This is a genomic window from Pseudomonas bharatica, assembly GCF_048586865.1.
GTDB lineage: Bacteria > Pseudomonadota > Gammaproteobacteria > Pseudomonadales > Pseudomonadaceae > Aquipseudomonas > Aquipseudomonas bharatica.
In genome coordinates this window covers 65456-76574 of sequence record NZ_JBMAWR010000030.1, presented here as the reverse complement: position 1 = coordinate 76574, position 11119 = coordinate 65456, and the positions used below count along the sequence as shown (strand labels likewise).

The following is an 11119-nucleotide window of genomic DNA, read 5'->3' as shown; positions in this document are numbered from 1 at the left end:
CGCGGCATCGGTGCTGCTCAGGTCGACTTCGAGGCGAAAGGTTTCGGAGAGGGCCTCGGTGAGGTGGAATTCGACGACATCGAACTCACCGGCTGCTGCGGTGAAGGTGAAGCGCAGATCGGACTGAACGGCCATGGCGGATGTCCCGGGGAACGAATTCCCGGGAATCCTGACTGCCGGCCAACGGCTGAGATATAGGAAAAATCCTAAGCTAACGCATGAAGCGTCCTTGCTTGCAAAAACACGTTTGCGCGATCAATCAGGGACGGCAACCGCCTCGAAAGCATTGGCCCGACGCGACAACAGCACCAGGACGAAAGCCCCTGCTGCCATGAACCACGGCAACGCATGCCCACTCAGCCACTGGCTCCCCGCCCCCGCCGCCAACGGCCCGATCAGGCAGCCAAGTCCCCACAACTGCGCCACATGCGCGTTGGCCCGCACCAGCGCGTCATCGCGGTAGCGCTCGCCGATGAGGATCAGCGACAGGGTGAACAAGCCACCGGCGCTGGCGCCGAACAACACCCACAGCGGCAAGATCAGCTGGGTTTGCAGGAGCAAGGGGATCATCAGGCTGGACACCGCCAGCGTCACCGCGCAACCACTGAACAAGGTGCGCCGGGACATGCGGTCGGCCAGGGCACCGATCGGCAGTTGCAGCACCGCATCGCCCACGACCACGGTGCTGACCATGAACAGCGCGACTTCCGCAGTGAAGCCCTGTTGCAGGCAGTACACCGGCAGCAGGGTCAGGATCATTGCCTCGAATGCCGCGAACAGGGCAATCGCCCACGCAATCACCGGCAACTTCCGACAGAAGCCGAACAGGTCGAAGAAGGTCACGCTGGCCGCCTCGGTGCTCGGCGCACCGCCGCGCCCGAACAGCAGCAGCGGCGAGACGACCAGCAGGCCGACGCCAATCCAGAAACCGAGGTCGTCGTCCGAGCCCACCACGCCCAGCAACAAAGGCCCGGCCAGTTGGCTAAGGGCGTAGCTGCTGCCATACAGCGCCACCAGGCGGCCGCGCCATTCCTCCACTACCAACTGGTTGATCCAGCTTTCACCGAGGATGAAGACGATAGTCAGGACCACGCCGATCAACAGGCGCAGCACCAGCCACACCGGATAGCTTGGCAACAGCGCCAAGGCACCGATGGACAGCGCGCCAGCCCACAGGCACAGGCGCATCAAGCCTGGGGTGCCGAAGCGTGCCGCCAGGCGGCTGGCCAGGCTGGCGCCAAGCAATACGCCGATCGCCGGCATCGCTGCCATCACGCCGATGGCGAAGCTGCCGTACCCCCAGCCTTCCAGGCGCAAGGACACCAGCGGCATGCTGACCCCCAGCGCCAGGCCGACACTGAGCACAGCCGCCAACACGGCGAAGTAAGTCCCCCAACGCATCTCATCTCCCTCGAAGCATTTCCCTACAGCACAGACGACACAGCCGGACCCGCCTGGTGGCAAGGTCCGGCTGCATGACCGGATCGAACTGACGCGGCCTTTCAGCCGCGCAGGGTGCTTACAGCTTGATCCAGGTAGCTTTCAGCTCGGTGTACTTGTCCAGTGCGTGCAGCGACTTGTCGCGACCGTTGCCCGACTGCTTGAAGCCACCGAACGGCGCGGTCATGTCGCCGCCGTCGTACTGGTTGACCCAGACGCTGCCGGCACGCAGGGCTTTGGCGGTCTTGTGCGCCTTGCTGATATTCGAGGTCCAGACGCCGGCAGCCAGGCCGTACGGGGTGTCGTTGGCGATGGCGATAGCTTCTTCGACGGTGTCGAAGGTGATCACCGACAGCACCGGCCCGAAGATCTCTTCCTTGGCGATGCGCATGGCATTGGACACGCCGTCGAAGATGGTTGGTTCGACATAGGTGCCGCCGGTCTCTTCGAGGATGCGCTTGCCGCCAACCAGCAGCTTGGCGCCGTCGGCGTGGGCGGACTCGATATAGCCCAGCACGGTGTTCAGTTGCTGGGTGTCGACCAGGGCGCCGACGGTAGTCGCCGGGTCCAGCGGGTTGCCCGGTTTCCAGGCTTTCAGGGCCTCCAGGACCATCGGCAGGAACTGGTCCTTGATCGAGCGCTCCACCAGCAGGCGCGAGCCGGCGGTGCAGACCTCGCCCTGGTTGAAGGCGATGGCGCTGGCAGCGGCTTCGGCGGCGGCCTTCAGGTCAGGTGCGTCGGCAAAGACGATGTTCGGGCTCTTGCCGCCAGCTTCCAGCCAGACGCGCTTCATGTTCGATTCGCCGGCATAGACCATCAGTTGCTTGGCGATCTTGGTCGAACCGGTGAACACCAGGGTATCGACGTCCATGTGCAGGGCCAGGGCCTTGCCCACGGTGTGGCCATAGCCAGGAAGGACGTTGAGCACACCGGCCGGGATGCCGGCATCCACAGCCAGCTGGGCGATGCGAATGGCGGTCAGCGGGGATTTTTCCGACGGCTTCAGGATTACCGAGTTACCGGTGGCCAGGGCCGGACCGAGCTTCCAGCAGGCCATCAGCAGCGGGAAGTTCCACGGCACGATGGCGCCGACAACACCCACCGGCTCGCGGGTGACCAGGCCGAGCTGGTCATGCGGGGTAGCGGCGACTTCGTCGTATACCTTGTCGATGGCTTCGCCGTTCCAGGCCAGGGCATTGGCCGCGCCCGGAATATCGATGGTCGAGGAGTCACTGATTGGCTTGCCCATGTCCAGGGTTTCCAGCAGCGCCAGCTCTTCGACATTCTGCTTGAGCAAGCCGGCGAAGCGGATCAGGGTGGCCTTGCGCTTGGCCGGGGCCATGCGCGACCAGACGCCGGACTCGAAGGTAGCGCGGGCGTTTTCCACGGCGCGCTGGGCGTCGGCTTCGTCGCAGCTGGCGATGTGCGCCAGCAGGCGACCGTCGACCGGGCTGATGCATTCGAAGGTCTGGCCGGAAGCGGCCGCAGTGTATTCGCCGTTGATGAAGGCACGTCCTTCGATCTTCAGTTGCCGGGCACGCTCTTCCCAATCCGCACGCGTCAGGGTGGTCATAGCAAACTCCTCTTGTTGATGTGCAGCGTCGCACGAGAGGTCGTCGACACTGTCAGAAAATTCCGCCGGAGCTGTCATCGCTCTACAGCATCCGACACCCTAAACTACTGGGACCCGGATTATCAATATATTTGACATTAAGCTGTCAAAAGCCTAGTCATGTTCATTTTATTTAACAATCAGGTGAACCCGCGCCATGAATATCCAGCAGATCGTTGATTTCGCTCAGATCTTGACCGAAGCCGAACGCTATCGCCCCGCCGCCGAAAAGATCCTCAAAGGCGACCCCGAGCAGGCGGTCTATAACCACTATTCCAGCCCGTGCGGGCAGTTTGCCGCGGGCGTATGGGAAGGCGAGGTCGGGCAATGGACGGTCAACTACACCGAGCATGAATACTGCGAAATCGTCCAGGGCGTTTCGGTGCTGCGCGATGAGCAAGGCGAGGCCAAGACCTTGCGCGCCGGCGACCGCTTCGTGATTCCGGCTGGTTTCAAGGGCACCTGGGAGGTGCTGGAGCCGTGCCGCAAGATCTACGTGATGTTCGAACAAAAATAGATATGTAGCGCATGACAGGGTGTGCGCTTCGGGATCATGGCCTTGTCCGTCCGGACATCCACTTACAAGGAAGAAAAAGCCATGAACAATGAAGAAGCAAAAGCTGCCCTGGCCAAGCTGATCGGCTGCGAATACACCGCAGCTACCAAGGCCGAGATCACCAAACTGACCGGCCGCGCACGCGTCGTCGGTCCGAATGAGCCGTCCACCATGGAAGTCGACGATGCGCGTATCCATGTCGTGGCCGACGGCAATGGCGTGATCACCGGCTTCCGCTTCGGTTGATCCCCCCCTCGCGTCCGGGACACGGGGGCCAATAGTCCCCGCTGTCTCTGCGCACGAGCACCATCAAGGAAGACAAGATCATGACCAATGAAGAAGCGCTCGTAGCCCTGGCTCCGCTGGTTGGCTGCCCATTCACCGATGAGACCGGTGCCCGTGTCACCCGCCTGACCGGACGCCCTCGCGTGGTCGCTCCGAACGGCATTACCACCAAGGAATTCGACGAACTGCGTATCCATGTGATCACTGGCGGCAACGGCGTGATTACCGGTTTCCGCTTCGGCTGATTCCTCCTCGCCAAAAAACCCGGGGCCGGTGGCTCCGGGCTTTTTACGCCTGGCAAAACACAGGCGCAGCAACGCAAGCCCGTAGTATTCGAAAGATATGTAACGCACGACATGAGGCGTCGTTAGGGAATATGGCGCCGTCCATCCGGACAACCCCAAACAAGGAAGAAAATCATGAGCATCGCAATTTCAATGAGCAACGACGAAGTCAAAGCCGCAGTGAGCAAGCTGATCGGTACCAAATATTCCGAAGCCGTCCGTGCCGAGATCGCCAAACTGACCAACCGCGCTCGCGTCGTTGGTCCGAACGACCCACACACCATGGAAATCGACGACGCGCGCATCCAGGTGTTAACGGACGACAAAGGTGTCATCACCGGCGTCTGCTTCGGCTGATCTCGCCTCACAACAAAAACGCCCGGTGCCAATTGGCACCGGGCGTTTTCGTTTTCACGTGATTGGCTTACGAGGACATCCGGAACACAGGCATAAAAAAAGCCCGTATCCGGAAGATACGGGCCTTTCGCGAAAACCGGATCAATTACTTGATCTTGGCTTCCTTGTACATCACGTGCTTACGGACGACCGGATCGTATTTCTTGATCTCGATCTTGTCCGGAGTGGTGCGCTTGTTCTTGTCAGTGGTGTAGAAGTGGCCAGTACCGGCGCTCGACACCAAACGGATCAGTTCACGCATGACGTTCTCCCTTAGACCTTGATGCCGTTACGGCGAATGTCGACCAGAACGGCGTCGATGCCGCGCTTGTCGATGATACGCATGCCCTTGGCGGAAACGCGCAGACGCACGAAACGCTTCTCGGACTCGACCCAGAAGCGGTGATGCTGCAGGTTCGGCAGGAAACGACGACGGGTTTTGTTGTTTGCGTGGGAAATGTTGTTCCCGGTTACTGGACCCTTACCAGTAACTTGACAGACTCTCGACATGCCTCAGCCCTCTAAAACCACATGCCCAACCCGGCATGGGTTGGCCGCTTAATCTCTCAGTTTCTGGCGCCAGGCGCCGTGATTCTTCGGGGTCTTACCGGCTACACCCGAGGATGCTACACACCGGGCCCCTAGAAAAGAGCGCTGCTTTATACCAGAAAGACCAGAGCACAACAACAAACAATATCACTGGCCCCTGTGCCGCCCAGGCCCGCACGGCGTGGCAAACGGGCTGCACGGCAGTTTACCGCTCGTCGTGCGATTCGTTGAAAAAGATGTTGGCGATTTGTAATCCGGGGCACTAGGGTAGGTCTTTTCCAGACTGCACTGGCAGATGGGTCGTCGTTCAGCCTAGGAGTTATCATGCGCCCCGCCGTTCTATCCCTGTTGCTCGCCTCCCTGCTCGGCCCTGCCATGGCCCAGGCCGCCGCCCTCAGCGTATGCACCGAAGCCAGCCCCGAAGGCTTCGACGTGGTCCAGTACAACTCGCTGACCACCACCAATGCCTCGGCCGACGTGCTGATGAACCGCCTGGTGGAATTCGACGCAGCGACCGGCAAGGTGGTGCCGAGCCTGGCCCAGAGCTGGACGGTGTCCGACGACGGCCTGACCTGGGAATTCAAGCTGCGGCCCGAGGTGAAGTTCCATACCACCCCGTACTTCAAGCCAAGCCGCACGCTGAACGCCGATGACGTGCTGTTCAGCTTCCAGCGCATGCTGTACCCGGCGCACTCCTGGCACAAGATCGCCCAGAGCGGCTTCCCCCATGCGCAATCGCTGCAACTGCCCGACCTGATCAAGCAGATCGACGCCCCGGATCCGTTGACCGTGCGTTTCACCCTGAGCCACCCGGACGCTACCTTCCTCGCCACCCTGAGCATGGGCTTCGCCTCGATCTACCCGGCGGAATACGCCGATCAGTTGCTCAAGGCGGGCACCCCGGAAAAGCTCAACAGCCAGCCGGTGGGCACCGGGCCGTTCGTCTTCAACCGCTTCCAGAAGGACGCGGTGGTGCGTTATCGGGCCAACCCGGACTACTTCAATGGCAAGCCGGCAGTCGATCCGCTGATCTTCGCCATCACCCCGGACGCCAACGTGCGCCTGCAAAAGCTGCGACGCAACGAATGCCAGATCGCCCTTTCGCCAAAGCCGCTGGACCTCGCTGCGGCAAGCGAGGACGCCAACCTCAAGGTGGAAAAGACCGAAGCGTTCATGACCGCCTTCGTCGCCATCAACAGCCAGCACCCGCCGCTGGACAAGCCGGAAGTGCGCCAGGCGATCAACCTCGCCTTCGACAAGGACAGCTACCTCAAGGCCGTATTCGAAGGCACGGCAGTCACTGCCAACGGCCCGTTCCCGCCGAACACCTGGAGTTATGACAAGTCGCTGCCGGGCTACCCGACCAACCTCGACAAAGCCCGCGACCTGTTGAAGAAAGCCGGCCTGCCCGACGGTTTCAGCACCACGATCTGGACCCGCCCGTCCGGCAGCCTGCTCAATCCCAACCCGAGCCTCGGCGCGCAGCTGTTGCAGGCAGACCTGGCCAAGGTCGGGATCAAGGCGGAAATCCGCGTCATCGAGTGGGGCGAACTGATCCGTCGGGCCAAGGCTGGCGAGCATGATTTGCTGTTCATGGGCTGGGCGGGCGACAACGGCGACCCGGACAACTTCCTCAGTCCGCAGTTTTCCTGCGCTGCGGTCACCTCCGGGACCAACTTCGCGCGCTATTGCGACTCGCGCCTTGACCAGTTGATCAGCGCCGGCAAGACCACCACCGACCAGAGCGTACGCAGCCGCCTGTACCAGCAGGCCCAGGCGCAGATCCAGCAGCAGGCCCTGTGGCTGCCGCTGGCCCACCCGACCGCTGCGGTGCTGCTGCGCAAGGATGTGGAGGGATACCAGGTGAGTCCGTTCGGGCGGCAGGACTTTGCCGGGGTGAAGGTAGAGAAGTAGCGGCCTGGTCGGGCCCTATCGCTGGCAAGCCAGCGATAGGGCCATCAGCCCCCCCTCAGGACGGGTTGCTGAAAAAACACCCCTGCTCCAGCATCGACAACGGCTCGCCGTCGCCGATGATGAAGTGATCGAGCACGCGCACCTCGATGCTTTCCAGGGCATCCACCAGCCGGTGGGTCAGGCGGATGTCGGCCTTGCTTGGCTCGGGGTTGCCCGAAGGATGGTTGTGACACAGGATCAACGCCGCCGCGTTGTAGGCCAGGGCTCGCTTGACCACTTGGCGCGGATACACCGTGGCGCTGTCGATGGAGCCACGGAAAAGGATTTCGAAACCTAGCGGCCGGTGCTTGGTGTCGAGGAACAGGCAGCCGAACACCTCGTTGCGCTCATGCCGCATCTGCGCCTTCAGGTAGGTGCGCACCGCCTCCGGGCGCTCCAGCGCCGAACCCCGCTGCAGGGTTTCCCCCAGGTGCCGACGCGCCATTTCCATCACCGCCTGCAACTGGGCGAACTTGGCCGGGCCGAGGCCCTGCCCCTGGCTGAAACCACGCTGGTCCGCCTCCAGCAGCCCGCGCAGGCCGCCAAAGCGCTGCAGCAGCTCCCGGGCCAGGTCCACCGCGCTTTTGCCACGCACGCCGATGCGCAGGAAAATCGCCAGCAATTCGGCGTCCGACAGGTTTGCCGCGCCCCGTTCCAACAGCTTTTCCCTGGGCCGTTCCGCCGCAGGCCAGTCCCTGATGCTCATCGCAAATCCCTCTGTCTGTCCGTTACTGCTTCCGGCGCTCTTGCTGGAAGCAGCGCTGTGCTACATTAGCCGCCACTTTTTGCACAGCGATTCGGCCTGGGGAGGCGTCGGCGCGGTGCACAACTTCCATCGGAAAAAGGCAGGCCTATGCAGCGGCTGTATCGGAAACGCATTGTTCTCGGCGTCGGCGGCGGCATTGCCGCCTACAAGAGCGCCGAGCTGGTTCGCCGACTTCTGGAACACGGCGCCCAGGTGCGCGTGGTCATGACCCGCGGCGGAGCCGAATTCATCACTCCGCTGACCATGCAAGCGCTGTCCGGGCACCCCGTGCACATGGACCTATTGGATCCCGCTGCCGAAGCGGCGATGGGCCATATCGAACTGGCCAAATGGGCCGACCTGGTGCTGATCGCACCCGCCACCGCCGACCTGATCGCGCGCCTCGCCCAGGGCGTGGCCGACGATCTGCTGACCACCCTGGTACTCGCCACCGACGCCACCGTGGCCGTCGCTCCGGCGATGAACCAGGCGATGTGGCGCGATCCGGCCACCCAGGCCAACCTCGATACCTTGCAGCAACGCCGGATCCAGGTCTTCGGCCCGGCGTCGGGCAGCCAGGCCTGCGGCGACGTGGGCCTCGGCCGCATGCTCGAAGCCACCGACCTGGCCTGGTGCGCCGCCGAATGCTTCAAGCGCGAGTCACTGACCGGCAAGCACGTACTGATTACCGCCGGCCCGACCCAGGAAAACATCGACCCGGTGCGCTACATCACCAACCACAGTTCCGGGAAAATGGGCTTCGCCCTGGCCGAGGCCGCAGTGGAAGCCGGCGCCCGGGTAACGCTCGTCACCGGCCCGGTGCACCTGCCGACCCCGGACCGGGTCACCCGGATCGACGTGGTCAGCGCCCGCGATATGCTCGCGGCCTGCGAGGCGGCGATCCCCTGCGATTTGTTCATTGCCTCGGCGGCGGTCGCGGACTACCGCCCGGAAGTCGTCGCCCCGCAGAAACTCAAGAAAGACCCTACGACCGGCGACGGCCTGCTGCTGCAGATGGTGCGCAACCCGGACATCCTGGCCACCATCGCCACTCGTCCCGACCGTCCGTTCAGCGTCGGCTTCGCCGCCGAGACCGAACACCTGCTCGATTACGCCGCCCGCAAGCTCAAGGACAAGAACCTCGACCTGATCGTCGCCAATGACGTGGCCAACCCCAGCATTGGCTTCAACAGCGAGGAAAACGCCTGCAGCGTGATCGACCGCCAGCTCCACGAAACCCTTTTCGCGCAGACCAGCAAGGGCAAGATCGCCCGCCAGCTGATCGCTTTCATCGCTGAACGCCTCAACCAGGTTTGATCCACATGCACGCTCTCCAAGCCAAGATCCTCGACCCACGCATCGGCGCAGAATTCCCGCTGCCGCAATACGCCACCCCCGGCTCGGCCGGCCTCGACCTGCGCGCGATGCTCAAGGAAGACACCGTCCTCGAGCCGGGCCAGACCCTGCTGATCCCCACCGGACTGTCGATCTACATCGGCGACCCGGGCCTGGCGGCCATGATCCTGCCGCGCTCCGGCCTGGGCCACAAACACGGCATCGTCCTGGGCAACCTGGTCGGCCTGATCGACTCGGACTACCAGGGCGAACTGATGGTGTCGTGCTGGAACCGCGGCCAGAACGCCTTCAATATCGCCGTCGGCGAGCGCATCGCGCAGCTGGTCCTGGTGCCGGTGGTACAGGCGCATTTCGACATCGTCGAGACCTTCGACGAGACCCAGCGCGGCGCCGGCGGCTTCGGTCATTCCGGTAGCCATTGATCCGTTGACCGCCCTCGACGGCCTGTCGAGGGCGAACTCTCCGCCGGAAAGGCCGTCCAAGCGTTCCATACGCCCGAAAGCCTTCGAGACTGGAGTCCCGTGATGAACGATATGGCCCAACTGATCCCCGCACTGCCTGACAGCATCTTCCGCGCCTACGATATCCGTGGTGTGGTCGGAAAGACCCTGCACGCCGAAACGGCTTACTGGATCGGCCGCGCCATCGGCGCCCAGAGCATCGCCCAGGGCGAGCCGAACGTTTCCGTTGGCCGTGATGGCCGCCTGTCCGGCCCGATGCTGGTGGAACAACTGATCAAGGGCCTGGCCGACGCCGGTTGCCAGGTCAGCGATGTCGGCCTGGTGCCGACCCCGGCCCTGTACTACGCGGCCAATGTGCTGGCCGGCAAGTCCGGGGTGATGCTCACTGGCAGCCATAACCCGTCGGACTACAACGGCTTCAAGATCGTCATCGCCGGCGACACCCTCGCCAACGAGCAGATCCAGGCCCTGCTGAACCGCATCAAGAACGAGGACCTGCCGCGCGGCGCCGGCAAGGTGGAAAAGGTCGATATCCTCCCGCGCTATCACCAGCAGATCGTCGGCGACATCAAGCTCGCCCGGCGCCTGAAGGTGGTGGTGGACTGCGGCAACGGTGCAGCCGGGGTCAACGCGCCACAGCTGCTGGCCGCGCTGAACTGCGAGGTCATCCCATTGTTCTGCGAAGTGGACGGCAACTTCCCCAATCACCATCCGGATCCGGGAAAACCGGAGAACCTCGTCGATCTGATCGCGAAAGTGAAGGAAACCGGCGCCGACATCGGCCTGGCCTTCGACGGCGACGGTGACCGCGTCGGCGTGGTGACCAACACCGGCAGCATCGTCTATCCCGACCGCCTGCTGATGCTGTTCGCCCAGGACGTGCTGGACCGCAACCCGGGCGCCGAGATCATCTTCGACGTCAAGTGCACCCGTCGCCTGACCCCGCTGATCGCCGAACACGGCGGCCATGCGCGGATGTGGAAAACCGGCCACTCGCTGATCAAGAAGAAGATGAAGGAAACCGGCGCCCTGCTTGCAGGCGAGATGAGCGGGCACATTTTCATCAAGGAACGCTGGTTCGGCTTCGACGACGGTATCTACAGCGCCGCGCGATTGCTGGAAATCCTCAGCAAGACCGAAACGGACGCCGAAACCCTGTTCGCCGGCTTCCCGAATGATATTTCCACGCCGGAAATCAACATTGATGTGACCGACGAGAGTAAATTCGCCATCATTGATGCACTGCAACGCGACGCCGACTGGGGCCAAGCCGACCTGACCACCATCGACGGTGTGCGGGTCGATTATCCCCACGGCTGGGGCCTGGTCCGCGCCTCCAACACCACCCCGGTGCTGGTGCTGCGCTTCGAGGCCGACAATGACGCTGAACTGCAGCGAATCAAGGCTATATTCCACGCGCAGCTCAAGCGCGTAGCCCCTGACCTGCAACTACCGTTCTGACCGAACCACTTGTTCCAACTG

At 62.9% G+C, this 11119-nt stretch carries 12 protein-coding genes and 1 pseudogene; 8 read left to right on the top strand and 5 right to left on the bottom strand.

Features of this window, described 5'->3' with window-relative positions:
- Nucleotides 1-255 precede the first annotated feature (255 nt).
- Nucleotides 256-1401 carry an MFS transporter gene (locus tag ACKLLE_RS24705; protein WP_420059329.1) on the bottom strand — a complete coding sequence of 382 codons (1146 nt, stop codon included), beginning with the start codon at nucleotides 1399-1401 and terminating at the stop codon, nucleotides 256-258.
- A gap of 118 nt (nucleotides 1402-1519) precedes the next feature.
- Nucleotides 1520-3013, bottom strand: coding sequence for an aldehyde dehydrogenase (locus tag ACKLLE_RS24700; protein ID WP_420059328.1), 1494 nt, complete (start codon nucleotides 3011-3013; stop codon nucleotides 1520-1522).
- Nucleotides 3014-3209: 196 nt separating this feature from the next.
- On the opposite strand from ACKLLE_RS24700, the gene ACKLLE_RS24695 reads away from it, so the two are divergent.
- The 4 genes from ACKLLE_RS24695 (at nucleotide 3210) to ACKLLE_RS24680 (ending at nucleotide 4534) form a co-directional block, all read left to right on the top strand.
- A complete protein-coding gene (locus ACKLLE_RS24695) occupies nucleotides 3210-3569 on the top strand; it encodes a cupin domain-containing protein (protein WP_420059327.1) in 360 nt (119 codons plus the stop codon).
- 81 nt (nucleotides 3570-3650) lie between these two features.
- On the top strand, nucleotides 3651-3854 hold the full coding sequence (locus ACKLLE_RS24690; protein ID WP_420059326.1) for an I78 family peptidase inhibitor: 204 nt from the start codon (nucleotides 3651-3653) through the stop codon (nucleotides 3852-3854).
- An 80-nt stretch (nucleotides 3855-3934) separates the two neighbouring features.
- Nucleotides 3935-4138 (top strand): I78 family peptidase inhibitor, encoded by a 204-nt coding sequence (locus ACKLLE_RS24685; protein ID WP_420059325.1) that lies wholly within the window; start codon nucleotides 3935-3937, stop codon nucleotides 4136-4138.
- A gap of 174 nt (nucleotides 4139-4312) precedes the next feature.
- The gene (locus ACKLLE_RS24680; RefSeq protein WP_420059324.1) at nucleotides 4313-4534 is read left to right on the top strand and encodes an I78 family peptidase inhibitor; all 222 of its coding nucleotides are present in this window, start codon (nucleotides 4313-4315) and stop codon (nucleotides 4532-4534) included.
- Between the two features lie 145 nt (nucleotides 4535-4679).
- On the opposite strand, the gene rpmG is transcribed toward ACKLLE_RS24680, so the two are convergent.
- Together rpmG and rpmB are read right to left on the bottom strand one after the other, a co-directional pair.
- Nucleotides 4680-4835 carry a 50S ribosomal protein L33 gene (gene rpmG, locus ACKLLE_RS24675; protein WP_003242516.1) on the bottom strand — a complete coding sequence of 52 codons (156 nt, stop codon included), beginning with the start codon at nucleotides 4833-4835 and terminating at the stop codon, nucleotides 4680-4682.
- Between the two features lie 11 nt (nucleotides 4836-4846).
- On the bottom strand, nucleotides 4847-5083 hold the full coding sequence (gene rpmB / locus ACKLLE_RS24670; RefSeq protein ID WP_037058999.1) for a 50S ribosomal protein L28: 237 nt from the start codon (nucleotides 5081-5083) through the stop codon (nucleotides 4847-4849).
- A 363-nt stretch (nucleotides 5084-5446) separates the two neighbouring features.
- Here rpmB and ACKLLE_RS24665 point away from each other — a divergent pair, with 363 nt between their 5' ends.
- Nucleotides 5447-7036, top strand: a complete 1590-nt coding sequence (locus tag ACKLLE_RS24665; RefSeq protein WP_064305073.1) for an ABC transporter substrate-binding protein — start codon at nucleotides 5447-5449, stop codon at nucleotides 7034-7036.
- Nucleotides 7037-7091: 55 nt separating this feature from the next.
- Here ACKLLE_RS24665 and radC read toward each other — a convergent pair whose 3' ends face one another.
- Complete coding sequence (radC, locus tag ACKLLE_RS24660) at nucleotides 7092-7781, bottom strand: RadC family protein (RefSeq protein ID WP_420059323.1); 690 nt, start codon at nucleotides 7779-7781, stop codon at nucleotides 7092-7094.
- Nucleotides 7782-7928: 147 nt separating this feature from the next.
- Between radC and coaBC the strand changes: the two genes are divergently transcribed.
- The 3 genes and pseudogenes from coaBC to ACKLLE_RS24645 form a co-directional block, all read left to right on the top strand.
- A complete protein-coding gene (gene coaBC, locus ACKLLE_RS24655; protein ID WP_009395881.1) occupies nucleotides 7929-9137 on the top strand; it encodes a bifunctional phosphopantothenoylcysteine decarboxylase/phosphopantothenate--cysteine ligase CoaBC in 1209 nt (402 codons plus the stop codon).
- A gap of 5 nt (nucleotides 9138-9142) precedes the next feature.
- Nucleotides 9143-9598 (top strand): dUTP diphosphatase, encoded by a 456-nt coding sequence (gene dut / locus ACKLLE_RS24650; protein ID WP_420059322.1) that lies wholly within the window; start codon nucleotides 9143-9145, stop codon nucleotides 9596-9598.
- 126 nt (nucleotides 9599-9724) lie between these two features.
- A pseudogene (locus tag ACKLLE_RS24645) lies at nucleotides 9725-11098 on the top strand (phosphomannomutase/phosphoglucomutase); the annotation flags it as partial.
- Nucleotides 11099-11119 lie beyond the last annotated feature (21 nt).

Coding starts and splice junctions, on each gene's coding strand:
- ACKLLE_RS24680 (WP_420059324.1), top strand. CDS start 4,313: ATGAGCATCGCAATTTCAATGAGCAACGACGAAGTCAAAGCCGCAGTG.
- ACKLLE_RS24700 (WP_420059328.1), bottom strand. CDS start 3,013: ATGACCACCCTGACGCGTGCGGATTGGGAAGAGCGTGCCCGGCAACTG.
- ACKLLE_RS24705 (WP_420059329.1), bottom strand. CDS start 1,401: ATGCGTTGGGGGACTTACTTCGCCGTGTTGGCGGCTGTGCTCAGTGTC.
- coaBC (WP_009395881.1), top strand. CDS start 7,929: ATGCAGCGGCTGTATCGGAAACGCATTGTTCTCGGCGTCGGCGGCGGC.
- ACKLLE_RS24665 (WP_064305073.1), top strand. CDS start 5,447: ATGCGCCCCGCCGTTCTATCCCTGTTGCTCGCCTCCCTGCTCGGCCCT.
- ACKLLE_RS24690 (WP_420059326.1), top strand. CDS start 3,651: ATGAACAATGAAGAAGCAAAAGCTGCCCTGGCCAAGCTGATCGGCTGC.
- ACKLLE_RS24685 (WP_420059325.1), top strand. CDS start 3,935: ATGACCAATGAAGAAGCGCTCGTAGCCCTGGCTCCGCTGGTTGGCTGC.
- rpmG (WP_003242516.1), bottom strand. CDS start 4,835: ATGCGTGAACTGATCCGTTTGGTGTCGAGCGCCGGTACTGGCCACTTC.
- radC (WP_420059323.1), bottom strand. CDS start 7,781: ATGAGCATCAGGGACTGGCCTGCGGCGGAACGGCCCAGGGAAAAGCTG.
- ACKLLE_RS24695 (WP_420059327.1), top strand. CDS start 3,210: ATGAATATCCAGCAGATCGTTGATTTCGCTCAGATCTTGACCGAAGCC.
- dut (WP_420059322.1), top strand. CDS start 9,143: ATGCACGCTCTCCAAGCCAAGATCCTCGACCCACGCATCGGCGCAGAA.
- rpmB (WP_037058999.1), bottom strand. CDS start 5,083: ATGTCGAGAGTCTGTCAAGTTACTGGTAAGGGTCCAGTAACCGGGAAC.